17 protein-coding genes are annotated in these 24,122 nt (G+C 64.5%); 8 read left to right on the top strand and 9 right to left on the bottom strand.

Annotated elements, in window-relative coordinates:
* Positions 1-272 precede the first annotated feature (272 nt).
* Positions 273-668: a hypothetical protein gene (locus AC1DPX_RS13165; RefSeq protein ID WP_477237143.1), complete on the bottom strand. Its 396-nt coding sequence runs from the start codon at positions 666-668 to the stop codon at positions 273-275.
* Positions 669-1,122: 454 nt separating this feature from the next.
* Positions 1,123-1,368 (bottom strand): hypothetical protein, encoded by a 246-nt coding sequence (locus AC1DPX_RS13160; protein ID WP_202358643.1) that lies wholly within the window; start codon positions 1,366-1,368, stop codon positions 1,123-1,125.
* A 271-nt stretch (positions 1,369-1,639) separates the two neighbouring features.
* Between AC1DPX_RS13160 and AC1DPX_RS13155 the strand changes: the two genes are divergently transcribed.
* On the top strand, positions 1,640-1,933 hold the full coding sequence (locus AC1DPX_RS13155; protein WP_477237141.1) for a hypothetical protein: 294 nt from the start codon (positions 1,640-1,642) through the stop codon (positions 1,931-1,933).
* Between the two features lie 97 nt (positions 1,934-2,030).
* Here the strand turns inward: AC1DPX_RS13155 and katE are convergent, their stop codons facing one another.
* From katE to AC1DPX_RS13140, 3 genes are all read right to left on the bottom strand, one after another.
* Positions 2,031-4,139: a catalase gene (katE, locus tag AC1DPX_RS13150; protein ID WP_477237139.1), complete on the bottom strand. Its 2,109-nt coding sequence runs from the start codon at positions 4,137-4,139 to the stop codon at positions 2,031-2,033.
* A 149-nt stretch (positions 4,140-4,288) separates the two neighbouring features.
* Positions 4,289-4,504, bottom strand: coding sequence for a CsbD family protein (locus AC1DPX_RS13145; RefSeq protein WP_019859538.1), 216 nt, complete (start codon positions 4,502-4,504; stop codon positions 4,289-4,291).
* A gap of 227 nt (positions 4,505-4,731) precedes the next feature.
* Positions 4,732-5,763, bottom strand: a complete 1,032-nt coding sequence (locus AC1DPX_RS13140; RefSeq protein ID WP_477237513.1) for a hydroxyacid dehydrogenase — start codon at positions 5,761-5,763, stop codon at positions 4,732-4,734.
* A 199-nt stretch (positions 5,764-5,962) separates the two neighbouring features.
* On the opposite strand from AC1DPX_RS13140, the gene AC1DPX_RS13135 reads away from it, so the two are divergent.
* Positions 5,963-7,018 carry a LacI family DNA-binding transcriptional regulator gene (locus AC1DPX_RS13135; protein ID WP_477237137.1) on the top strand — a complete coding sequence of 352 codons (1,056 nt, stop codon included), beginning with the start codon at positions 5,963-5,965 and terminating at the stop codon, positions 7,016-7,018.
* 318 nt (positions 7,019-7,336) lie between these two features.
* On the opposite strand, the gene AC1DPX_RS13130 is transcribed toward AC1DPX_RS13135, so the two are convergent.
* Both AC1DPX_RS13130 and AC1DPX_RS13125 read right to left on the bottom strand, forming a co-directional pair.
* A complete protein-coding gene (locus tag AC1DPX_RS13130) occupies positions 7,337-8,545 on the bottom strand; it encodes an FAD-dependent oxidoreductase (RefSeq protein WP_202358647.1) in 1,209 nt (402 codons plus the stop codon).
* Positions 8,546-8,640: 95 nt separating this feature from the next.
* Positions 8,641-10,140 carry a glucosamine inositolphosphorylceramide transferase family protein gene (locus AC1DPX_RS13125; protein ID WP_477237135.1) on the bottom strand — a complete coding sequence of 500 codons (1,500 nt, stop codon included), beginning with the start codon at positions 10,138-10,140 and terminating at the stop codon, positions 8,641-8,643.
* 305 nt (positions 10,141-10,445) lie between these two features.
* Between AC1DPX_RS13125 and AC1DPX_RS13120 the strand changes: the two genes are divergently transcribed.
* From AC1DPX_RS13120 to AC1DPX_RS13110, 3 genes are all read left to right on the top strand, one after another.
* Positions 10,446-12,578, top strand: coding sequence for a GumC family protein (locus tag AC1DPX_RS13120; RefSeq protein WP_477237133.1), 2,133 nt, complete (start codon positions 10,446-10,448; stop codon positions 12,576-12,578).
* A 1-nt stretch (position 12,579) separates the two neighbouring features.
* Positions 12,580-13,908: a VpsF family polysaccharide biosynthesis protein gene (locus AC1DPX_RS13115; protein ID WP_477237131.1), complete on the top strand. Its 1,329-nt coding sequence runs from the start codon at positions 12,580-12,582 to the stop codon at positions 13,906-13,908.
* A 343-nt stretch (positions 13,909-14,251) separates the two neighbouring features.
* Positions 14,252-17,506: an autotransporter domain-containing protein gene (locus AC1DPX_RS13110; protein WP_477237129.1), complete on the top strand. Its 3,255-nt coding sequence runs from the start codon at positions 14,252-14,254 to the stop codon at positions 17,504-17,506.
* Positions 17,507-17,522: 16 nt separating this feature from the next.
* On the opposite strand, the gene AC1DPX_RS13105 is transcribed toward AC1DPX_RS13110, so the two are convergent.
* Complete coding sequence (locus AC1DPX_RS13105) at positions 17,523-18,788, bottom strand: glycoside hydrolase family 5 protein (protein WP_477237127.1); 1,266 nt, start codon at positions 18,786-18,788, stop codon at positions 17,523-17,525.
* Entirely contained in the window at positions 18,785-19,957 is a 1,173-nt protein-coding gene (locus tag AC1DPX_RS13100; RefSeq protein ID WP_477237125.1) for a DUF1972 domain-containing protein, read from the bottom strand. Before AC1DPX_RS13100 ends, AC1DPX_RS13105 begins: the two co-directional genes overlap by 4 nt.
* Before the next feature lie 427 nt (positions 19,958-20,384).
* Between AC1DPX_RS13100 and AC1DPX_RS13095 the strand changes: the two genes are divergently transcribed.
* From AC1DPX_RS13095 to AC1DPX_RS13085, 3 genes are read left to right on the top strand one after another with little or no spacing between them, the layout of a single operon-like run.
* Positions 20,385-21,566: a glycosyltransferase family 4 protein gene (locus tag AC1DPX_RS13095; protein ID WP_477237123.1), complete on the top strand. Its 1,182-nt coding sequence runs from the start codon at positions 20,385-20,387 to the stop codon at positions 21,564-21,566.
* Positions 21,563-22,864: an MATE family efflux transporter gene (locus tag AC1DPX_RS13090; RefSeq protein ID WP_477237121.1), complete on the top strand. Its 1,302-nt coding sequence runs from the start codon at positions 21,563-21,565 to the stop codon at positions 22,862-22,864. The genes AC1DPX_RS13095 and AC1DPX_RS13090 overlap by 4 nt, the downstream gene beginning before the upstream one ends.
* A gap of 3 nt (positions 22,865-22,867) precedes the next feature.
* Entirely contained in the window at positions 22,868-24,103 is a 1,236-nt protein-coding gene (locus tag AC1DPX_RS13085) for a GNAT family N-acetyltransferase (RefSeq protein ID WP_477237119.1), read from the top strand.
* Positions 24,104-24,122: the final 19 nt, after the last annotated feature.

Here is a 24,122-nt window from a genome sequence, read left to right as displayed (position 1 = left end):
ATGACTTTCTCGGAAGGCACGACTTGGGCGTGTGCGAAGCGCAATGAGCAATATGAGCGCGTGGGGTAGCTGCCAAAACCGACGGACTAAAGTCTTGGGCGTGATAGGCAAAGGTCTGACGCAATATATGAGGGAACATTAGACGTCAGTGCAGGTTGCTAGAGCGGCAGGGGTTCCAACGCTCCAGCAAGTCCCGCAATCCCTAGGGGCCCCGTCGCTGCCGTGAATGGGGCGACGGGTTCGTCAATCCGAGAGAGATGCAGATGCCCCTATCAAATGAACTGCGCGATGTGGCGATAGAGTTTCAATGTCCGGCCTGTGCTCACCCAACGGTGAAAATGGGTTCGTGGGTGAGGACCATCGGCAGTTTCAAATGCGATGGCTGCAAGGCAAAGGTGCGCATTGGCTACGAACATAAGCTGGCGATGTTTGAACGCCACATGAGAAAACGGTGATTTCGCCACCGATATCGGATTTTCAGGCGGTCGAAACCTGACTACATCTAGAGCGCTTCTTCGCCTTCGGCGTGATCTCTTCGACACGCACCTTACGCTATCTTGGCTCATCGCCTGCTCTAGCGCCTCGGCCTCTCCCTTGTCCCCAGTCGTCAGGATGGTGCGCCAATGCTGCTTGTCGAAGACGCTGACGACATAGCTTGTGGCGGCCATCTCTACCCCTTGCAGAATTGAAGCCCGCGCCCCTCTGGCGGAGAAAAAGCGCGGGCCGATCGGAGGCCCGATCTTCGGCAGGAGATGGAGGGCACCACCTGTCGCTCGCATCAATCTTTAGGAAGAGCTAATGTTCCATCAAGTCTGCCTTAAACACTCAATTTCTCGGCAGCTTATGGATCTCCAGACGTACCGGGCCGCCCTTGTTTGCAACTCGTGCAAAGAAGCGCCCGCTCAACGCTGCTGAACAGCGCTCCCTTGCCGTATCGCCGGATCAGTCCGGCTGGCTCGGCGTGATGCGAGCAGTTGGTGCACCAAGCCGGCAATGTGTGCCATTCGCGCAGATCACCTGGCGCCACGTCCAGGCCGGCGTGCACGCCTGTCGGCTGTTGTAGTGGATCAGCAGCATGCCCGGCCGGCGAAGGATCGCTTCGCGCCAGCCGAGGCGTGCTCCTCACGCATCCGAAGGCTTCGTCTTGCGGGCTTCCTGTTCGCCATTCAGAAGGCCGAAATCGCCCGAACGCGTGCCGATGTTGGCATGCAGAAAGCCCTCGGCGGCCAGGCCACGACGCAGCAGTTCACGCACGGCGGCCGCGCGGCTCGGCATGCGCTTGTCGAAACGCCATGTGTCGAGGGCCGCGAATTCTTCCTCGTTCAGCATGACCTGCAGGCGTTCAGGACGCTCGAGATTGTCAGCCATTGCGAAGGTCCCTTCTTCCGGCGATGCGGCCGGTGAGCCGAATGAGTAAGTGACTTATGTGCCTCACAATCTGCCAATGGCCCGTTTGGTTCCGAGATAGTCAAACACATTTGTTGCATCATCGGCTCAAAGTGCTTGGGTTACGTCACCGACTAAACATACTAACTAATTGATTTTATTAACAATTTCTTGACAATTGTCTTGCGTTAACGAATGGCGGGGCGCATGGTGAAAGTGAGGGAAAACCCAGTCCATTGGACAGGAGTTTGCCATGCACAACTACCCGATCGAATTGCGTGACGACCTGAATCGCACGCTTATCAAGACCATCTACGATTTTGGAATCGTCAACGTTCCGGTTCTGGCCGATGGACTGGCCGCACGCCATTGCGACCTGTCGATTGCGGACGCCGAACGGCTGGTGCTTGGCTTCGCCCAGTTCTATGCGGCACCGATCGAATTCGACCGCTCAGCCTGCGATTGGCGGTCGAGAGCGCCTGTCGGCGCCGACAACAATGGCCTGCTGCTCGATATCGTCGAGAACGAGTTCGGCCGTGCCGCCTGACACTCACTCGCCAGGTTGCTGATCGGCTGCACGCGCGGCTGGATCCGGCTGCGCCTACGCTACGGAGGCGCGGTCGCAGCCAGGTTCAGTCCGTCGCTCAGCCCAGCTTCACCTTCGGCTCGCGTGCCCAGAGGCGCAGGTCGCCGAGCCTGGTGATGAAGCCCGCGACATCCCCAGCGGATGCAAGCGGGATCACCGCCTCGTCCTCGGCAACGCCGGCCTTGTCAAGCAGCGGGGCCGCCGCCTCGACGAAGCCGATGAATTTGCAGTGCGCAAAGGCATCGGCGACGAAGTCGCGGGCGGTCGATTCCTTCAAGAGGTCGGCCATTGCAGGCTTTGCCGGCAACAGCGCAATGGCGTCGTAGAGCACCGACGGCGCGCCTGATATCATCTGCTGTCCGTCGATCCAGCTGCCGTCGCTCGCCTTGGCGCCGCTGACCTTCGGCGCGATGATTTCGAACTTGGCGCCGGCCTTGGTCAGCGCCTGCTTCAGCGTATTCAGCAAAGCGGCGTCGGTGCCGTCGGTCACCAGGATGCCGAGCTTGCGGCCCTCGAAGCGGCCGGGGCCGTTCTTGAGGATGCTGAGCGCGTCCGACGCCGGGAGATCGCGGCGCGTGGGCACCGCCGCATCGGCGGGCTTCGGCATCGCCTTCAAGCCAAGCGCGTCGGCCACCTTGCGAGCCAACGCATCATCGATGTTGAGAAGGTGGGAAACGATACGCTCGCGAATAACAGGTGTTTGCACCTTGCTCAATTCGAAGGTCAGCGCCGAGGCGATGTGGCCTTGCTCCACAGGGTGCTGGCTGATGTAGAATTGGCGTGCCTGGCTGTAGTGATCGGCAAAGCTTTCCGGTCGCAGGCGGGCCTTCGGCCCGGCTTCGGCTTCGGCAAAGGAGCGAAAACCCTTTTGCGGGGATTCGCGCGGGCCTTCATTCCATGAATTGGGCTGGTAGTTGGCCCGGCCGGCCGGATTGCGCATCGCCATGTGCCCGTCCTGCTGGAAAGTGTGGAAGGGGCATTTCGGCGCGTTGATCGGGATGTGGGTGAAGTTGGTGCTGCCCAGCCGTTTGATCTGCGTGTCGAGATAGGAAAAATTGCGGCCCTGCAGCAGCGGGTCGTTGGAGAAGTCGACGCCGGGCGGCACGTTCTGAGTCATGAACGCCACCTGCTCGGTCTCTGCGAAGAAATTGTCGGGCATGCGATCGAGGACCAGCCGGCCGACCGCGATCGGCGGCAGCACCTCCTCGGGGATGAGTTTGGTCGGGTCGAGGATGTCGAAGTCGAAGCTGTCGGCGAACGCCTGGTCGAAGAGCTGCAGCTGCAGTTCCCATTCGGGAAAATTCCCGGCGTGGATCGCGTCCCAGAGGTCGCGGCGATGGAAGTCGGGGTCAGCGCCGTTGATCTTGACCGCCTCGTTCCAGGCGACCGACTGGAGGCCGAGCTTGGGCTTCCAGAGGAATTTGACGAAGGTCGATTCATCCTTGGCGTTGAGCAGCCGGAAGGTGTGGACGCCAAAACCCTCCATGAAACGCAGCGAGCGCGGGATGGCGCGGTCGGACATCGCCCACATGATCATGTGCATGCTTTCCGGCGTGAGCGAGATGAAATCCCAGAAATTGTCGTGCGCGGTCTGCGCCTGCGGGAAGTCGCTGTTCGGCTCGGCCTTCGCGGCATGGATCAGGTCGGGAAACTTGATCGCATCCTGGATGAAGAACACCGGCATGTTGTTGCCGACAATGTCCCAATTGCCTTCCTGCGTGTAAAGCTTGACGGCGAAGCCGCGCACGTCGCGGGCAAGATCGGCGGAGCCCTTGTTGCCGGCAACGGTGGAGAAGCGCACGAAAGCCGGTGTCTTTTCGCCGGCGCGCTGGAAGATGTCGGCGCGGGTGTATTTGGCCAGCGATTTATAGGTTTCGAAATAGCCGTGCGCGCCATAGCCGCGCGCATGGACGACGCGCTCGGGAATGCGCTCGTGATCGAAATGGAAGATCTTTTCGCGGAAGTGGAAGTCCTCGAGCACGGTTGGCCCACGGGCACCGATCTTCAACGAGTTCTGGTCGTCGGACACAGGGCCGCCCTGTGCGGTGGTCAGCAGTTTGGTCGAACCGGACGCGGTCTGGTGCAGTTCGCCCCCTTCGCCGCGTTGCAGTTTCTGATCGTGGATGGTCGCGGCCGTCCCGGCCAATTTGGATGCTTGCTTCGCCATGACTGAAAATCCCTGGGGTCAATGCGCGGGCTGCGCTGGTTCCTCAATCTCTGGGAAGGCGATGTGTTCCCTGCCGATTTCAAATCCGCGAATGAAGAAGGCCGCCGGTTCGACGGCGGCCTTCACCTGTCTTTTGAAGCGAGGAATGTTCAGAGGTTCTTGTTGATCGCGGCCGCTGTCTTGTTGGTCGCGTCCTTGACGGCGGACTTGGCGTCGCCGACGGCCTTCTGGACCTTGCCCTTGGCTTCCTGCGCCGCGCCTTCGGCGCGCAGGCGGTCATTGCCGACGGCCTTGCCGACGCCTTCCTTGGCCTTGCCTACGGCCTGATTGGCGAGACCCGAGGCCTTGTCACTGGTGCTTCCCATGGAATGTTCCTTTTTTGCGAATTGTCTGCCTGACCGGCAAGGACCAACGTCGCTTTGTTGGGAAGGTTCCGCACGCCCTGGAGAGCGCCGCAAACGAAAAGGCCCGCCACCGACGCGAATCGTGACGGGCCTTCTGGAGTAGGCCAGGCGTCCCACCGCCCGACCTATTGCAAAACCTGTCAGCCGGACGATCGTTCCATCACAACAAGAAACCCGCGGGCCTCCCCTCAGTTCCTGTCCACCGGCTTGGAACGCATCCTCGACACCGTCTCGCGTTCCGCCCGCTTGGAGCGCAGCGGCGGCAGGCCGCGGTCGATCAGGTCCATGTCTTCCAGCACCATGTCGCCCATGCGCTTGAAGGCAATGTCGAGCGCGCCGGCGCGGTGGGCCGAGCGCAGGAAGCCGGGCAGGGCACGCACGGGATGATCCTGTGACAACGGCTCCTCTGGAAAGACATCGCTGGCGGCGACGATGTGGCCGCTCTTCACCGCCGCCATCAAGGCCGGGAAATCGACCACGCCGGCGCGGCTGAGCAGGATGAAGGCGGCGCCCCTGCGCATCGAGGCGAAGGCATCCGCGCCGAGAAAACCCTGGTTCTCGGAGGTCACCGAGGCGACGACGAAAACGAAGTCGCTCGATGTCAGCACGTCGTCAAGCGATGCCGGCTCGACGCCATTGTCGATCAGGATCGACGGCGGCAGCCAGGGATCGAACACCTTGGTGCTGACGCGGAAACCCGTCAGCAGCCGGTTCAGCGCGCGGCCGAGATCGCCGAAGCCGATGATGCCGACATCGGCGCCGGACAGGAGCCGCGCCGTCTGGTTGCCGTCGCCGCCCCACAGCTCTTCGCCCTTGCGGAAGGCGAGATCGGCATCGACGATGCCGCGCGCAAGGTTCAGCGCCATGGCAAGGCCAAGCTCGGCCACCGGCTCGGCGAAGACCAGTCCGGTGGTGACGACATGAATCCCGCGCGCGAACAGCGTCTCGTAAGGCATGTTGTTGAGGAGGTTGGTCTCGACATTGAAGACGCAACGCAGCGCAGTCATCCGACCCAGCGTCTCGGACGAAAGCGGCGGCTGGCCGACGATATAGCGGGCCTGCGCCACCACATCGGCCGGCAGTTCGGCGACGCCATCGGCCGTGGTCTCGACGACGCGGTATTTCGCCTTGAAACGCGCCAGCTGCGGCGGCGTGAAGATCAGTTCCAGCGAGCGCGGTTCCGGCGCGCTGATCACCAGCGGCAAATCCTTGTTTGGCACGACGATTCCTCCCGGCGCGATGCTGTCGCGCATTTTTGCTTTACCCAAGCCGTTGTCCCAAAACGCCGTGCGTTTCGGGCGACATGGGATCGGTGGCTAAAATACCGCCGATGAACCGATTTACAACTGCGAAAAATCGATTTACTCGTTTCTCCGGCGGGCAGAAAATACCTCTGTCCGCGCCTCGGGAGGAGGAGCAATGGCGCATAGGCGGGACCAGCAGCGGCGTGCGTCGATCCACGATGTGGCAAGCCGCGCGGGCGTGTCGGCCGCCACCGTCTCCAAGGTCATGGCCGGCGTCGCCACGGTCAAGCCCGAGAATGCGCAGCGCGTCTTCGACGCCATCGAACAACTGGGCTATCGAGTCGATCCGCTGGCCTCCGACATGCGCCGGGCCAAGCGCCGCATCATCGGCGCCATCATGCCGGAATTCGAAAGCGAGTTCTTCGGCCAGATGGTCACCCAGCTCGAGAGCCTCGCCGAACAGCGCGGCTATACGCTGGTGGCGGCGTCGAGCCGCGAATCCGAAACGCGCGAGACCGAAATCCTCGCCCGCATGCATGATTGGCGCGTGGCCGGCGTGGTGCTGGCGCCGGTGCGCAACGAGCATGGCCCGGCGGCCGCCTTCATGAAGGTCAATGGCATGACCGGCGTGCTGATCGACCGCGTGCTCTCCGACGACGCCTTCGACACGGTGTCGGCCGACAGTGCCGCCGCCAGCGCCGAAGTGGCGCGCGAACTGATCGGCAAGGGCCATCGTCACATCCTTGTCGTCGGCCTTGGCGAGCAGGCGGCGACGGTGCGCGCCCGCCTCGACGGGTTTCGCACCACCGCACTGCAACTGGCGCCGGATGTGCGCATCGATGTCGTGCTGGCCGAAAGCGATGTCGAGCCGCTCAGGGCACAGCTGCGCGACTATTTTGCAAAAGGCGAGCGCCCGACGGCCGTCTATTCGCTGTTCCTCAAGGGCACGCTGGTGGCGCTGTCGGAGTTCCGGCGGCGTGGCTGGCACTGCCCCAACGACATTTCGCTGGTCGGCTTCGACGACGCCGAATGGATGCAGGTGACATGGCCGGCCATCGCCGCCGTGGTGCAGCCGGTGCGCCAGATCGCCGGCCACGCCATGGAAGCACTGTTTGCCAGGATTGAAGGCGAGGAGGGGCCGCCGACCGCGCGGCTCGAGCCTTGCAAGGTTTTGATGCGGGAATCCGTTGGCTCGCCAGGCAGCGGCCCGCATTCCGCAAACCCGCAATAGCCGCCATCACGCTTGAAAGCATGAACCATGTCGATGTCGACATCGCCGGCGGCCTCGGAAGGCGGGGCTGCAGTTGGGGGTGTCCTCATTTCTGCGGCAGGTGCCGCCACGTCAAGGTGTAAAAGGCCTTAAGGCTGGCGGGACAGAGGGGGTGTGAAGGATCGCGACGGAACGGTTTTCAATCGTAGGTGCGCCGGCTAATCCCAGAGGATGCCAGATGCTCTCCCAACCCCAAGGCTGGCGCGCGTCCCTTCTCCTCTGTGGAAGGAGAAGGGAACACGCCTCTGCCTTCGATGGCGGGAGAGAGTGGGAGGACCCTCAGGCCATACCGGGCTGCCGCCGCGGTCCCAGATGGCGCATCTTGCGGCCGATGATCATCAGCTGGCGCGCCGTGTTGTTGCGCAGGCGCCGCACGCGCCATTCCAGTCCGGTTTCGGTGGTGATCTGCTTGGCGTAGACGCTGACGCGCATGCCTTCCGCATCCGAGGCCACCTTGACCGGGTCGTCGTAGAAAGCGCCGATCTTGTCAGCCGCCATGCCTGGCGTTGCCAGCCAGCGCGGGATGTGGACCGAATGGAGCTGATCGACATCGATCATGACCCGTCCGATGCCGACGCCCGGAGTCGGGCATGTCGTCACGAATGCATCGCCGATGAAGACGACCCCGTCGCGACGATGGCCTTGCGTCGTGGTCAGATTGACCTGCCTGACCTCGACGGGACTCGCCACTTCGAAATTGCCGCACTGCGCTGATATTTCGGGCATCAGTTCGCAAAGCATCTTTTGCGGATCGGCGCGGAAATCCCGCGTCCACTGTTCGGCGACGGTGCGATAGACGAACATGTTCGCCCGCATCCTGTCGCCGATGGGAAAGACGGTGAGATAGGCGATGCGGTCCGAGGCCCGTTTGCCGTAGCAGGTGACGGCCCGAAAGGCGCAGTCACGCGGCGCAATGGCGAGGTCGAAGCCCATGGACAGCGAATGCGCCTTCGACAGTTCGATGCGCTCGACGCCGATGGCGCGCCGCACCAATTCGCTGTAGCCGGTGGCCACCACCAGCAGGCGGGCATTGATGACGGTGCCGTCGGCCAGCACGACACGTTGCCGGTCCGGTCCGGTCGAGACCTCGGTTACCTTGCCGACCGTCAGCGGTACCTGCGACGGCAAGGCATCGCGCAGGCCATTGATCAGCGCGCCGTAGGAAAATGCGTATTCCCACTTTTTTTCACGCGCGAAGAATTGACCGAGGCGGAAGACATCGACGTCGGTAAACGGGGTGACGAGAGGCATGACCATCTTGTCGAGACCGAGCTTCTCGAACAGTTGCATCTGGTTCGCGCCGATCTTCTCGGCCCGGAACTCGTCGTGATGGACGCGGTGCGGGTCGATCAGCGCCACCTTGCGGCCGGCGTTTCCCAACACCGTTGCCAGGGTGGTGCCAGCCATTCCGGCGCCAATGATCGCCACGTCGACTTCGCCCGGGGCAACCTCAGCGGGGGTCATGTCGCTGCCCTTTCTGCTGGTCATTGATTCACTCCACAATCTGTGGTGGAAAATATCTTCCAGCCCTTAATCAACCTCAAGCAACCCACACGCGTGGCCGGTAGTAACACTTGTTTACCTTAACGCCGGGCCTGTTGTTTCCAGCGCGGCGCGATCGCCGAGCCATCGATGAATTCCAGTCCGCCCGCCTCGTTGAGCGTGTGCAGCTTGCGCCCACTCCATAGCGCGCCAGGAGTTAAGATCGTCTCGACGACCTGCTCCATGCCGTTCAAATCAAGGTGAGCGACGCGTGCGATGCCAAGGGCCGCGCCATAGCTCCTGCGGCAATCCTGCACCGGGCGCAGCAGGTCGTTGCCGCGCCTGACCATGCGGCCTGCCGGCCGCGCCGAGGCGATGTCGACCAGCACGGGATTTTTGGGATGCTGCGTCCAGGGTCCGCGGAAGTCGGGTGCCGACCACAGATGCAGCGCATCGGAGAAGGCGCCGCCGCCGTCGCGGACGGTGGCGAACAGCCACCAGCGCCCGCCGTGCTCGACCAGGGTGGCGTCGCTGGCGACGACGTCGGACAGGAGCGTCGCTTCCTTGACCCATCCGCCGGGGAAGGCGGTGGCGCGGTAGAGATCGACGGTGCGGTTGGCGCAGCTTTCCGGCACCATCCAGACCTCGCCGTCGCGTTCGAAGACGAAGGGGTATGAGAGATGGTAGGGCAGGTCGAGCACCGGCTCCGGACGGCCGATCGGTCCGGTCGGGCCGAAGGGCACGGCGGAGATGATGGCCCGCCCCAGACGGTGGATATAGTCCTCGACGAACAGGGTGACCTGTCCCTGGTGGAGGATCGGGAACGGATCGGCGTAGAAGCGGCTGCCATCGTCGGGCAACACCTGCCAGCCGGATGCCGGATGGGCGCGCAGGTCGTAGAGGTCGCGGCCATTGGTCTGGCGCCAGCCGACCTTCCAGTGCGGGGCGTTGTAGCAGAGGTGGTAGATCTTCTGGACGATGCGCCGCGCCAGCGCCTTGCCCGCCCGGATGCCAAGCTTGGTGGTCGAGGGTATCCGCGGCGAGGCACCGACCTGCGCCGGTTCGGGCAGCACGGGCACGGCCCGCGCGGTGCCATTCATGGCCGCGAGGATCAGGCTTGCCGTGCGCGCCAGCATGTCCTGGAAGGAAGAAAGCGCGATGCCGCCATATTCGGTGCCCAGGCGTCCCTCGGCGACGGTGGCGCCATTCTCCTCGATACGGGCAATCGGCGTGCGGCCGTCGAGGATCAGCGCCAGCAGCGCCGCTTCGCCGGCGGCGCCGTCATAGGTGATGCGCCAGACGCGCGTTCCTTCCAGGCTCACGTCGCCGCAGAGGTCGAGCACCAGATCGGGGGAGGCGGGCGGCTGCGTGTGGTAGGGCGCCAGCGCCGACGGCGGCAGGCGCTTGGCCAGCCCGTCCGCCGGCAGGCCGTGGAGGACCGTTTCAAGCTGGAACAATGCCGCGACGCTGCCTGGAATGCCGCTTCCAGCCGGCCTGGCGTCGACGGACACCTCGACCTGCGCCAGTGCCGCCAGGCGCTGCAGCAGCAGCAGGTGAAAAGCACGGACGCATTCGCTGTCCAGGCGCAGGCTCACTTGCATGTCGCACCCTTGGCGTTGTGATGTCTTGTATGTGGCCGGTGTTCGATTTCAGGGCAGGGGAGACGGCGGCACGGTTGGGCTTGACTTAAGTGCTGCCCCATTTCCATTCGTCTCCTGCTCGCTCGCGCCCGTATCAGCGCCTGTGCTAATATTACGCAAACTCCATGCCAAAAATGCGTAAACGCCCTGCCAAAAATCAGAAGAGCTCTCAACATAATTAACAGTGTTTTAACAGTTGAAGGAATAGCTAGGCTTAGGCCGCAATCTAATCTTTTGGGGCACATGGAGTGTTGTCGGAGCGACCTTTGCAATCATCCCTGCTCTCGTTGCCGCAACAATATGCTCCCGAGGCCATGCAATATGCTGCCCCGGAGCCCGTGCCGACGGCGTCCTATGCATCCTCGACCGTCGAACTGGGTGACCTGAAGCGCATATTGGTGCGCCGCCGTTTCCTGATCTTGTTGACCGCCGCGCTGCTGACTCTCGGGGCGCTGGCCTATGGGTTGCTCACGCCGGCGCTTTACAGTTCCGTGTCGGAAATCCTCATCGATCCGCAAGACCTGCAGGTGGTCACCAACGACGTCAATCCGAGCCGCGTTCCGCCCGATGGCGGCATCACCATGGTGGAAAGCCAGGTCAGTGTCGTTCAGTCGACGGGCGTGCTGCTCAAGGCCATCGAGGCGACCAAGCTGACCGAGGATCCGGAATTCAACGGGCAGGGCGGTTTGTTGAGCCGTTTGCTTGGCGGCGTGCTGGGCTCGGGGTCGGCCGATACCGACAGGACGGGCAAGACGCTCGATGCGCTGCGCCGGCGGCTGGCGGTGAAGCGGGCCGACAAGGTGCTGGTGCTCGACGTGATCGTCAACGCCAAGAGCGCAGACAAGGCGGCGAAGCTCGCCAATGCCATCGCGCAGGCCTACCTGGCCGACCAGGCGAGCGCGCGCGCGAAGATGGCCACGGATGCTTCCGATTCCATCACCGCGCGGCTGGACGAACAGCGCAAGCGCGTGCAGCAGGCCGAAAACGCCGTCGAGGCTTACAAATCCGCCCACAACATGGTGATGGCGGCGGGCAATCTGGTCAGCGACCAGGAACTGACCGAGATCAACACGCAGCTTTCGGCTGCGCAGAGCCGCACCGCGGCGCTGAAGGCACAGGTCGACCAGCTGCGCCGCTCCGGCGGCGCGCCGGACGCAACCTCGGAAGCCATGCGCTCGTCGGTGATTTCGAGCCTGCGGGCACAGGAGGCGACGCTTGTCGACCAGGTCTCGCAGCTTGGCACCGAACTCGGACCGCGCCACCCCTCTATGATCGCCGCCCAGCAGCAGCTGCGCGACACGCGCGCCCTCATCGCACGCGAGCTCGGCCGCATCGGCGCCGCCGCCGAAACCGACTATGAACGGGCGCTGGCCAACCAGCAGGCGCTGGAGGCCAAGGTCGCCGGCATGAAGAGCAAGTCGCTCGACACCGATCAGGCTTCGGTCAAGCTGCGCGAATTGCAGCGCGATCTCGAGGCGGTGCGCTCCGTCTACGCCACCTATCTGCAGCGGGCGCAGGAAACGCGCGAGCAGATCAATGTCGACAGCACCAATGCGCGCATCATCTCCAACGCCATGCCCGCCCTGAAGAAGAGCTGGCCGCCTTTGCCGCTGCTGCTTTTCGGCGCCCTCTTCGGCGGGCTGGGGCTAGGCACCGCGCTCGCGCTGATCTTGGAATATTCCTCGCCGACCGTGCTTTCCAGCGCGCAGATGCAATCGGCCATCGACGCGCCGGTGTTCGGCGTGCTGCCGGCAAAATCATCCCGTCGCCGCTGGTGGCCTTTCGGCGGTAGCGCCGCAGCCGGGCAGAAGACAGATGCCGTCGCGGGCCTGGCGCTGAGGCGCCTGTTCGCGTCCAGCCGGCGTCCGCCGAACTGGCCGCTGGTGCCATCCGTCCTGCTGACGTCGCCGCCGGAAGATGCCGCGCATCGGGGCAGGGTGGCGCGGCTGCTCGCCAATGCCGCGGCCGCCAGGGGCAGCCGCGTCCTGTTCATCGACACCAACAACGCCAGCGGCGGCAAGAAGGAGCCGCAACCCGGTCTCCTCGACGTGCTGCGCGGCGAATATGCCTTCGAGGCGGTGAGCCAGCGCACGGCCGGCAGCAATGTCGCGGTGCTGGGCAGGGGCCGGCAAACGGCCGTCTTCTCCGAGGCGCAGGGCGTCTATTTCACGCAGCACATGCTGGCCCAGGCGGGCCGCAATTTCGACCTTGTCGTCATCGACGGCGGCGCGCTGGCCGACAATCTCAACGCCTCGCCGCTGGTCGCCATGGTCGACGAGATCGTCATGGTCGCGACGCTGAACTCGACGCCGATGCGCGACGTCACGGCGGCCTCGCAGGCCATTTCCGTCATGGGGCGGTTGCCGACCGGCGCCTTGCTGGTCGACGAGGCGGCCTGACATGGCTGCCGTCCGGGTCACCAACCCGGCAGCCGGCTGGGCCGGTTCGGGTCAAGTTGCAGCCCGCCCCGGCAGCTCCGTCGACTGGCTGACCAGCTTCGGCCTGGTCGCAACGGTGGCACTGCTGTTCAGCATCTCTGGCGGCATGCTGTGGCTGGTGGGCTACAATTACGACGGCCTGACCGGCAATCCGGCGACCAAGATCCATCCGTCGACCTATCTGCTCGTGCTGGTGTTTGCCTGGCGCGCCTGCACCTTCGGCAATCCGGTCGGCTATATGGTTGCCGTCGCCGATCGGCGCCCGGCCAGCGCGCTGATGGCGGTCATGTCGATCGTGCTCCTGATCGTCGTCATCTTGCGCCAACGCCCCGGCATGGCCGGCATGATCGACACTTTCGTGGCGCCGGCCCTGCTGGTGATGATGCTGGCCGAGGGCGACGACAAGACATTCGCCCGGATGCAGACCGTCGTTCACGCCATCATGACCGTGAACGCACTGCTCGCTCTGTTCGAGTTCGCCAGCAAGACGCTGATCTTTCCCTATCGCCTCGACGGCGAAGTGTTCATGGCCGACCTGCGCTCGACTGCGCTTCAGGGGCATCCGCTGTCCAATGCCACGGTCACCTCGGTCTATGTGCTGGCGCTGCTCTCCGGTTCGAGATCGCTGTCCATGCCAATGCGGCTCGGACTGATCGGCCTGCAATTCGCGGCACTCGTTGCCTTCGGCGGCCGCTCGGCGATGGTGCTGACGATCGTGCTCGGCGGTTGCTACCTGCTCATCCAGGGGATGCGCGGTTTGCGCACGGGGCGCGTCAACCTGCTTGGCGCGGCACTCGGCCTCATCCTTGCCGCGCTGGTGCCGGTGGTCATCGCGATCGCGGCGTCCTACGGCTTTTTCGATGCGCTGCTGGAGCGCTTCGTGTCGGACTCCGGCAGCGCCAATGCCCGCGTCGAGATGTTCGAGCTCTTCCAGCATTTCGAACTGCGCGACCTGATCATGGGGCCCGATATCGATCTCATCGAAAGCCTGCGCCGCATCAGCGGCCTCGAGCAAGGCATCGAGAACCCGATCATCCGCCTGATCCTCTATCAAGGCGCCTTCTTCACCTTGCTGCTGTTTGTCGGCTTCACGCTGTTCATGCACGAAGTGGCGCGCCGCTGCCATCCCGGCATCTGGCTGACGATGCTGGGCTGGCTGATCCTGCTCAACACCTCCGAAAGCCTGGCGTCGAAGACGACGCTGATGACCAAATTCGTGGTGATCGCGCTGGTGCTGTACCGGCCGGCGCGGGCGGTGGTGAGACCGGGCGCACAAGGGGTGCGAAGGTAGCGCTCTAAGGCGCCCCCCGTCTGTCCTGCCGGACATCTCCCCCACGAGGGGGGAGATCGGATACACGCCGGCCAGCGCGCAACACGCCGGTTGGACCGTTACCCCATTCGATCTTCGTAGCGGCATGGATTCCAGGCACTTAGTCGCAAAACTGCTCCCAAAAAAAGTCGCGTGCGGTTGCCTGGAACGAGAAGATTACGCAGGAGATTCGTGGCAAGGGTGGGGCAATTTGGACCCAGCCTACGAGACCCGACCCGTGCAGATGAAGCCGTTTCTCCTCGCCTCCGCATCGACCCTCGCAATCCTCGCAGCGCCAGCGGTGGCGCGAGCCAGCTGCCCTCAGTTGTCCCTCGRCAACCAGGCCTACACCAATGCGACGGCGATCTGCTTCGTCACCACGAGCGGCGTTGTCGACCTGACCAACACCAATACGGGCATGATAGGCGGCGTTGGGGATACGGCGAGCACCGACACCACCACGATCGACAATGCCGGCTCGATCAGCAGCTCCTTCTCGGCAATCAGGTTGCAAGGAACGCTGACCCTGACCAATCGCTTGGGCGCCACCATCTTTGGATCGAGAGGAGCCATAAATGTAGGCCCCAGTGGCCTCACCACGATCGTCAACGATGGCAGGATCGAAGGCATCTACGCCCTCGATGGGGACCACTACCTTGACCTGACGAACACCGGGGTCATGGCGGGGCAGTCATTCGGCATCGACGGCTACACGGTGAAGGCGACCAATTCCGGCACGATTTCGGGTGGCTACTTCGCGCTCAGGGCCATCGGCGACCTGACCCTCGACAATTCGGGCGACATCGTCACGGATACCGACCCATCGACCAACAGCACGGCTGTCAGGGCTTGGGGTGGCACCACCGTGATCACCAATTCGGGGCTCATCTGGAGCGACAGCGGCTATGGCATCCACGCGGAGGTCTACGTAAAAAACGTTTCCGTCGGCTCTTTCAGCTTGACCAACACCGGCACGATCGGCGGCGACATAGGAGTCTATACGGCCTCCAATAGTCTCAGCACCGTCAGTGCGACTATTGTCAATTCCGGTACGATTTCTGGCTCTTCGGCGGCCATTTCAACCGATGGAGATCTGACCCTCGATAATTCAGGCTGGATCAAGTCCGTCGGCAATTCGGGCGATTGGGATGGTGTCGCGGCCCATGGCGTCACCACGAAGATCACCAATTCGGGCAACATCGACAATTTCGGCGTCTATGGCACGGGCATCGTTGCCGACAGCACCGACGCCAACGCGTCCCTGGCGTTGACCAACAGCGGCCGGATCAACGCCACGTTCGGCGTCTCCTCGCAGGTCGTCACGACGACGATCGACAATTCGGGAAGCATCACCGGTACGGGGGGCGCTGGCGTCTACGCGAACGGCCCGGCCGCCAACGCGTCTCTGACGTTGACCAACCGCAGCGGCGGCAGGATCACTGGCGAGTACGGTGTCGATTCGCTGCTCGCCACGACGACGATCGACAATTCGGGAACCATCACCGGGCTGAACGGCGCTGCCGTCTATGCCGAGGATACGGCCGCCGGCACGTCTCTGGCGTTGGTCAACCGCGGCACCATCACCGGCCGCGGAGGCGTCTCTTCGCGAGTAGCCACGACAAAGATCGACAATTCGGGGATCATCGACGTTGTGCCCAAGGGCGGCGCTGGCGTCTTCGCGTTCGGCACTCTCGCCGATGCATCGCTCGCGCTGACCAACAGTGGCACGATCGGCGGCATTTACGGCGTCCATTCGCAGGTCACCACGACAACGATCGACAATTCCGGGACGATCGCAGGCAAGTACCTCGCCGGGTATGGCATCTATGCCGACAGCACGGCCACCAATGCGTTTCTGGCATTGACCAACAGCGGCAAGATCACCGGCCGGTTTGGCGTCAATTCGCAGGTCGCCACGACGACGATCGGCAATTCGGGCTTCATCGACGGCGACAACGGCCAAGGCGTCTACGCGCAGAACACCGCCGCCAACGCCTCCCTGGCGTTGACCAACAGCGGCTGGATTCTCGGCTACTACGGCGTCCTTTCGCTGAATGCCAGGACCACGATCGACAATTCGGGAGAAATTGCCGGCAGGATTGGCGCTGGCGTCTCTGCGCAAGGCACGGCGGCCGACGCTGCTCTGGCGTTGACCAATAGCGGCACGATCAGCGGCTCGGTCAGCGGCGTCTCTTCGCAGGTCGCAACGACGACGATCGACAATTCAGGCACCATCGCCGGCAGGCAATACGGCATCTACGCCGACAGCGTCCTCACTCTGACCAATACGGGCCTGATCTCCGGCGGCACTGCCGCGGTCCTGCTGAACAAGGACGGCAACAGCCTTGGCCTGGACAAGGGCGCGCGGTTCGATGGTGTCATCGACTATGCCGGCACCACCGGCAACACCACCCGCTTCGGCCATGGCAGCTGGATCCTCGACGTCGCCAATTACGATGCCGCGGACAACACGATCGTCACCGCCGGCAGCGCCTATGTCGTTAAGGGAAACCAGATCATCGTCGCTGATGGTTCCGCGGTGCAGGCCGGCGCGCGCGGCGCGCTCGACATCACCCGCTCGCTCTCGGGCCTCGCCAGCGACGCCCTCTCGCTGTCATCGTCGTCCTTGCCCGTCGCCAGTTCTTCCGGTGGCGCACTCGCCTATTCTGGCGACAATACCGTCGACCGGGCATTTACCTCGGCGGCGTTGACCGGCTCAGGCCAGGAAAACGCTTTCTCGGGCTTCTCGAACGGCGCCGTCGGCGACGCCGCCGGCAACATCGTCTGGTCGCGCGTCCTGGCCGGGCGCAGCGTCGCTTCGCAGGACGCGGCCAGTGCAGCCTCCAGGATGAATTTCGTCGGCGCTGCCTTCGGCGGCGATCATCGCTTCTCGGACACGTTGCGCCTCGGCGGCTTCTTCGGCCTTGCGGACAGCCGCACCGATACCGACGGCGATTCCTCGCTCAAGTCCAAATGGTACTATGCAGGGCTCTATGGCAGCTGGTCGCCCGGTGCGGCCTTTGTCGAGGGGAATGTTACTGGCGGCTATGCCAAGAACCGTTCCGAGCGCATGGTCACCAACGGCCTCGCCACGGAAACGGCCATCGGCGAGTATGGCTCGACTTTCGTCTCGCCTGAGCTCGCCCTTGGCTATCGTGTCGCCCTGCAACCCGGCGTCAGCCTGACGCCGCAACTGCGCGTCCGCTATCTCGGCGTCGACGCCGAGGGATACGGCGAAACCGGTTCCAGCGCCGACATGACGGTGTCCTCGCACTACACCGGGTTCCTGGAGGAGCGGGCGCTGGCCAAGCTTCAATTCGATAATGAGCGCTGGGGCCTCTTCACCACGCTCGGCGTTGTCGCCCTGCAGCGCGTCCAGGGCTCGGGCACCGACGTCAGCCTTCTCGGCATCGCCTCGACCGTGCCGGAAGGCGACACCAATCTCTTCGGCGTCAGCTTTGGTCTCGGCGGCAACTGGAAGATGACCGACAGCGTCTCGCTCTACGGCGCCGTCAACGGCACGGCCTTGAACAACAATGCCAGCATCGACACCAATGTCGGGGTGAAGATGGTGTTTTGAGGGGCGACAGTCGGCGCTATTCTGCCATCCTCAACCCCAGCGCCTCGACCATCGCAGGGTCGAGCGCGCGCGTGGTGTCGTCCATCATGCCCATGCCGTCGAAGAGGTCCCAGAAGGCCCAGGGGAAGCCGGCCGCTTCGGCGCTCTGCCGGACATCGGATATGTAGCGGGCGCGGTCGGCGTTGGGGGCGGCGGTGTAGCGGGCGTCGGTGCGCAGCGCGCCGAATTCGCCCATGATGACGCGCTCCGGGGCGATGCCGTTTCTGTCGGCCCAGGCGCGCGCCTGGCTCAGATATTTGTCGATGAACCAACGGTCCGGCCGGGCGTCGAAATAGACCTTCAGCACGCGCTCGGTCTCCGCATAGGCGGCCTGTTTGTCCGCTTCGGAGGTTTCGGTATCCCCAGCCATGCGCGCCCTGACGGAGGCCAGAGTCGCGTCGAGCGAACCGGCCGAGGCCGGCCAGGGCACATTGTTCAGCGCGCGATAGACCGGTTCGCGCATCCAGGGCGCGCCCTGGTGGCTGAACAGATAGGGCTCGTAGAAGTGGAAGGTGAACAGGATCGGCTCGAAGGCCGCCAGCGGCGCCGGATCGAGTGCCGCGAGCCCGCTGACCATCGAGCCGCAGCCGCCGGTGACGACCAGCGGCAAGGTTTGGGATGACACCCTGGCCGCCGTCAGCAGGGATGCCTGGACCTGCGACCAGACGTTGGAATCGCAGGATTGAGCCGGCTCGTTGACCGGCTCCAGCGCCACCATGCCCGGGGTGAACCGCGCCAGCCTGCCGGCCAGCTCGCCCACCAGCCCGCGATAGGCCGCGAATTCGGGCGCGGCGGTGCTGGAGACCATGCGGTCGGGATTCCAGTAATGGGTGGCGCCATTGGCCTGGGCGTTGACGATGATGCCGAGGCCGGCGGCGAGCGTGGCGCTGACGGCGGCGTCCAGCATGTCCAGCAGCTTGCCGCGCGTGGCGGCGTCTCCCGCCAGGAACGGGCCGGGATCGACGGGCAGGCGGATGAAATCAAGGCCGGTGGCACGGAGCCGACCTAGGTCGTCTGGGGTCGGCACCGGGCGCTGCGACTGGAAGGGCGGCCAGTTATAGTCGGTGCGCGGTGCGGGAAATTCGCGTGTCAGCGCAAACCAGGGCCATGCGTTGACGCCGCGCCGGAAGCGCCATGCGCCGGTGGCGGCTTGTGATGGAGCGGAAAGCGGCGCCAGCGCGGCGGGCACCAGCGCCGTCGACAGCGCGGTGGCGAGAAGCCGCCGGCGCGACCAGCCCGTCATACCGCGCCGGGCGAGGGACGGTCGATCACGGCCGTTCTTGCCGATGTGACGCCGAGAAGCCGGTAGGCTTCATTCTCGTAGGCCAGCAGCACATCGTCCCAGCGGAAGGCCTCGCGGGCGCGCGCTCTGGCGGCCTCGCCGCAGGCCTTGACCAGCGCATCGTCCTCCATCGCCTGCTGCATCCGCTCGGCGCAGCTCTGCGTATCGGTGAAATGGATGGCGGCCGCACCCGCGACCCACCTGTTGTAGGGATTGTCGTGCGCGATCACCATGTTGCCGGCGGCCAGCGCCTCGACCAGCGACGGGTTGGTGCCGCCCACCGTGTGGCCATGCATGTACGCGCGCGCATGATAGCGCAGCGCCTTCACCGCCGCCTGGTCGTAGATGGCGCCGGGCAAAACCACCGAGCCGTTCGCCGCCTTGCGCACCGCGACATGGTAGGGGATCTCATCGGACAGCGTGCCCAGCACCACAAGCTTCATGTCGCCGCGCTTCTGGCTGCAGAAGGCTTCGACGATGGGCAGGATGTTGTTGTCGGGCTCGATGCGCGCGATCGAGATCAGGTATTTTCCAGGCTCGAGGCCGAGCGCGCGCACCGGCGCCTCGGGCGCCGCAGTCACCGGGTCGGCGCCATAGGTGATGGTGGCGATGGCGCTGCGCGGCCGGCGTGTCGCCAGGTGATCGGCAATGACGGGATGGTCGGCGACGAGGCGGTGCGAGGCCCAGGCGCCGATCCACTCGTTGAGCCAGAACCAGGTGCGCGCGGCACGCCCCCATTTGGGGCGGCGCCACTCGATGCCGTCCATGTTGGTGATGACCTTGCGCCGCATCAGCCTGAGCCAGGTCAGGAAGACCGCGCCATTATAGCCGAGCACCAGGCAGACGCCGGGCCGGCGTGCGGCGTCAAGCACGCATTGCCAATCGAATTCCAGCGTGGCGCGCGGGCCTTTCGAGGCGACCTGGACGTGGATGAGGTCGATGCCGCGCCAGCTGTCGAGGCGCACCCTCTGGTCGACCCGCTCAACCTCTTCCTGGCAGTAGACGCCGACCTTCCAGCCGCGCACGACCAGAAAAAGCGCCAGTTTCTCGGCGAAGGTCTCGAAGCCGCCATGGGCGGCTGGGATGCCGCGCGTTCCCAGGATCAGGATGGCAGGCTGTTCCGATTTCATGGCTGCTGGCGCTTTCAAGTCCGCTCGGTCCGCTGAGGAAGGCTGTCTCATCTTAAAACCGCGACCCTGCAATATCGCTGCCAGGCGCGATTCCGGCCATTGTCGCACCGGGGTTGTAAAATATTTGTTCCAACCGCCGTGGTTGTTTCATTATCGGTCAACCTTCCCAACGTATGTGTATCGAAACGAGGCGATGCCGGGGCTAGCTGACCCGCAAATGGATATATTAGCTAGGCATGATCCTTGCAAATGGACTTCTGTGCGCCAGAATCGGCGGAGGGCGTGCAGCATTGGTGTGGTGATCCGGGTTCAACATCCGTTTCATGACCACACTGACAACGAGGGAAGTCCAAAAGGGTGTTGGCTTGAAGTTTCCGGCCGCCGATAGCGTCAGGCGGCGGAATCGTCTCACCACCCTGACAGAAAGATGCATGTGAAGATGCGGATTGCTTGCATCCATCAGGGCTACGAACTCTACGGTTCCGACCGCAGTTTCGCGGAGAGCGTGGCGGCGCTGCGCGCCGCGTTTCCATTAGCCGACATCGAAGTGGTCTTGCCGCGCAGCGGACCGATCGTCGAAATCCTCGAGCCTCATGCCAGCCGCATCGTCTTCGAGCCGCTCTGGGTGCTCAGGCGCCAGGCGATGCTGCGGCTGGCGACTATCGAGATGGCGCGGCTGCCGGTGGCGCTGTGGCGGGCATGGCGGCGCCTGCGAGATTGCGACCTCGTCTATGTCAACACATCGATCGTCGCCGACTATGCGCTGGCCTCGCGCCTGCTGCCTGCCAAGGCGCTGCTGCACATCCATGAAATTCCCGAAGGCGTGCTGCGCCGCATCCTCGTCGGCCTGATGCACTGGAGCCACGCCGATCTCATCTTCAACTCGAAAGCGACGCGCGACACGTTCGGCGAGCCCAGATCCGCGCGCTCCTACGTCGTCTACAACGGCGTTGCCGGTCCGGCGGCGGCGGAAGCGATGACCTATGACGGCAAGCGCCCGCTGCGGGTGCTGCTGCTTGGCCGCATCAACCGGATCAAGGGCCAGGAAGTGCTCCTCGAAGCGATCGCCTCGCTGCCGGCCGAACTCAAGTCGAGGGTCGAGGTGCGGCTGGTCGGCGGCGCCTTCGAAAGCGTAGAGCGCGAGCGCGCCCTGGCCGAACTGGTCGAGGCCATGGGGCTGGCCGGACAGGTCAGCGCCTTGCCCTTCATCCCGGATCCTTCGGAGCATTACCGCTGGGCCGACATCGTCACCGTGCCGTCGCGGCGTCCGGAATCGCTCGGCCGCGTCGCCATCGAGGCGATGGCCTATGGCCGGCCGCCGCTGGTGTCGGCGATCGGCGGGCTGGTCGAAGTGGTGGCCGACGGCGAGACCGGCTGGCATGTTCCGCCGGGCGATGCAGCGGCGCTGGCCGCGAAATTGCAGGAGATCATGCTCGCCCCCGAGGCCTGGCGCGGTTTCGTCGCCGCCGGGCGCAAGCGCTACGAGACGATGTTCAGCGAACCGGTCGCCGCCGCCGCGATCGCGGCGATCGCCGCCGACAAGCTGAAGACGGCCATCGCAAGGCCGGGCCGGACGGCGAGCACCCGCCAGGCGGAGACACGGCCGTGAAGTTCCCCCTCCATCTGGTGCGGCGTCTCGTGCTGATGATCGGCGGCGAGGCGATGCAGAGCGGCTTTCACTTTGCCCTCAACATCGCGCTGCTGCACATGCTGTCGGCGCAAGGCTACGGCCTTTTCGCCATCGCCATGGTGATGGGCGGCGTCGGCCTGTCCTACATCAGGTCGCTCACCGCGGTTCCGGCCTCGATATGGATGGGCAAGAGCACCAACAGCGCCGGCGTCGACGCCCATGACGTGGCCTTTGGCACGGCGGCGCTGGTGGTGGCATTGGTGATGGCCGTCGGCACGGCCGTTCTGATGCATCTCCTGGGCGACCCGAGCGGCATTGCGGCCGGCTGCTTCGTCGGCGCATGGTCGCTGCGCAGCCATATGCGCACGGCATTCTTCGCCCGCCGCCAGCAGGTGATCGTGTCCGTCAGCGACGCGGCTTTCACAATCGCCGGCACCGTGTTCGCCGGGCTGGCGATCTGGTTCGCCGGGGCCGCGCTGCAGACCGTCTTCTATGCCCTTGCGGCGGCCAATGTGATCGGCATCCTCGTCCTGGTCCGGCTGGCGCGCCGCACGCTTCGCATCAGCTTCCGCATGCCGACGCGGCGGCGCTACACCAGACTCTGGCGCCAGCTGTGCTGGTCGGCCTTCAGCGCGACCACCACCAACATCCAGGGCCAGTGCCTGGCGCTGCTGGTCGCCGGCATTGCCGGGCCCGCGGCCTACGCGCCGCTGGCGGCGGTGATCGTGCTGTTCGCGCCGCTGCGCATCATCAGCCTTGCCTTCGTCAACATGACGCAGCCGGAGCTCGCCAAGCTGATGCGGCTGGGCGAAACGCGCCGCGTCTGGTCGCAGGCGAAGATCTGGTCGGTCGTGATGGGGCTCGGCGGCCTGGCCTATGGCTGCGCCATCCTGCTCGTCCTGCCGATGATCAAATCCCAGGCCCTGCAGGATGCCTCGGTCGGGTTCATCGGGCTTCTGGTGACAGTGAATTTCATCCCGATCATGCTCTACATCATGCCCCGCATCGTCCTGGAGATCTTCGGTGATTTCCGCATCGTCGCCTTCATCACCATGGGCGGGGCGATCGTCGGGCTGGCGCTGATCGCCGTCCTGCTGGCCGTGGCCTCGCCGCCATGGGCGCTGCTGGGCTCCGCGGTCTCGGAAACCTTCGTGCTCGCGGCATCATGGTATTTCGTGCATCACCGCATGTGGAACATCGAGCATCCGGACCAGCAGCGTAACAGCCGCCTGGGCTCCTGGCGGCGGGCGGTCACGTTCGCCGCGGTAAGGCGATAGGAGATGGATGTGACTGGCCAGGCGGTACGAATTGCCACGGCGGATGACGGCTTGCCGGGTGGGGAAGCCTCCCGCGTGGTGGCGGTCCCAGCGAACGATGCGTACACGGCGCGATTGCACACAAGCCTTGAAGCGGTCAGGCCGCTCTGGCTGCGCTTCCAGATGGACGGTGTCTGCACCGCCCACCAGCATTTTGCATGGGTGGAGGGGATCGTGGCGCGGTTGATGCCGGCAGGCGCCGAGCCGCTCATCGTCGAAGTGAACAACGCGGTGACGGGCGCGCCCCTGATGCTGGTGCCGCTGATGCTGCGGCCAGCCTTCCGCCATCGGGTGATCGAATGGCTGAGCTGCGGCGTCTGCGACTATTCGGCGCCGCTGCTGGCTGATGCGAGCGCGTGGACCGCACAATCCGCGCATGCCGCGTGGGCGGCGGTGCGTTCCGTGTTGCCGCCGGCGGATCGCGTCAACATCCTGGGAATTCCGAGGCGGATCAACGGTGTCGCCAATCCGCTGGCCTTGCTCCCGGCCACGCGCGATTCCATCCAGACCACCTTCGGCCTGGCCATCGACGGTGACCCGGAAACTATCCTTAAACGCCTTTGCCGGCCATCCTTCGTCAAGGAATTCGGCAAGGATTGGCGCCGCCTCGAACGGCTCGGCGGCGTGGAACTGGTCGAGGCCGCTACGCCAGCCGAAGTGGAGCAGATCTTCGGCGAACTGATCCGCATGCGGCTCAGCCGTTTTCGCGAGCTTGGCCGCTTCGACCTGCTGACGCAGGAGGCGGTTGTCGATTTCTACCGCAACGCCGCCCTGCAGGGCCTGTCGGACGGATCGGTGCGGCTCTTCGGGCTGCGCGTTGGCGAGGCTTTGATCGCGGTCCAATATCTGGTCGTCCATCAAGGGACTGTTCATGCTCTCCTGATAGCTATGGACCAGAGCGTCGTGCCCAACGTCTCACCAGGCCTCTTGATCATGGGCAGGCTGATAGGCTGGGCGCGCGAGCGGCGGTTCGACTATTTCGACCTGTCGGTCGGAAACCAGAGCTACAAGGAGCATATGGGCGCCAAGGCCTCGGTGCTGGCCGAGCTTCGCCAGGGGTTGACGGTACGGGGCCGTGCCGCAATCACGGCCATCGAGCTGCGCAACCGGGCCGAGGCGTTCGTGCGCTCCAAGCCGGGGCTGCTCAAGGCGGTCCAGGGGCTGATGCGGGGGTTGCGGCGTTTGCGTGGGGGATCCTGATGGCGGGCGGGATTAGCAG

Source organism: Mesorhizobium sp. 01N446 (genome assembly GCF_056399285.1).
Note: the sequence above shows the minus strand (reverse complement) of the source record. Positions and strands in the feature narration are given on the sequence as shown.

Excerpts from the sequence above, each read along its gene's own strand:
- katE (WP_477237139.1), bottom strand. The coding sequence starts at position 4,139 with ATGGCGAAGCAAGCATCCAAATTGGCCGGGACGGCCGCGACCATCCAC.
- AC1DPX_RS13125 (WP_477237135.1), bottom strand. The coding sequence starts at position 10,140 with ATGCAAGTGAGCCTGCGCCTGGACAGCGAATGCGTCCGTGCTTTTCAC.
- AC1DPX_RS13115 (WP_477237131.1), top strand. The coding sequence starts at position 12,580 with ATGGCTGCCGTCCGGGTCACCAACCCGGCAGCCGGCTGGGCCGGTTCG.
- AC1DPX_RS13135 (WP_477237137.1), top strand. The coding sequence starts at position 5,963 with ATGGCGCATAGGCGGGACCAGCAGCGGCGTGCGTCGATCCACGATGTG.
- AC1DPX_RS13145 (WP_019859538.1), bottom strand. The coding sequence starts at position 4,504 with ATGGGAAGCACCAGTGACAAGGCCTCGGGTCTCGCCAATCAGGCCGTA.
- AC1DPX_RS13130 (WP_202358647.1), bottom strand. The coding sequence starts at position 8,545 with ATGACCAGCAGAAAGGGCAGCGACATGACCCCCGCTGAGGTTGCCCCG.
- AC1DPX_RS13085 (WP_477237119.1), top strand. The coding sequence starts at position 22,868 with ATGGATGTGACTGGCCAGGCGGTACGAATTGCCACGGCGGATGACGGC.
- AC1DPX_RS13095 (WP_477237123.1), top strand. The coding sequence starts at position 20,385 with ATGCATGTGAAGATGCGGATTGCTTGCATCCATCAGGGCTACGAACTC.
- AC1DPX_RS13160 (WP_202358643.1), bottom strand. The coding sequence starts at position 1,368 with ATGGCTGACAATCTCGAGCGTCCTGAACGCCTGCAGGTCATGCTGAAC.
- AC1DPX_RS13165 (WP_477237143.1), bottom strand. The coding sequence starts at position 668 with ATGGCCGCCACAAGCTATGTCGTCAGCGTCTTCGACAAGCAGCATTGG.
- AC1DPX_RS13100 (WP_477237125.1), bottom strand. The coding sequence starts at position 19,957 with ATGAAATCGGAACAGCCTGCCATCCTGATCCTGGGAACGCGCGGCATC.
- AC1DPX_RS13155 (WP_477237141.1), top strand. The coding sequence starts at position 1,640 with ATGCACAACTACCCGATCGAATTGCGTGACGACCTGAATCGCACGCTT.
- AC1DPX_RS13105 (WP_477237127.1), bottom strand. The coding sequence starts at position 18,788 with ATGACGGGCTGGTCGCGCCGGCGGCTTCTCGCCACCGCGCTGTCGACG.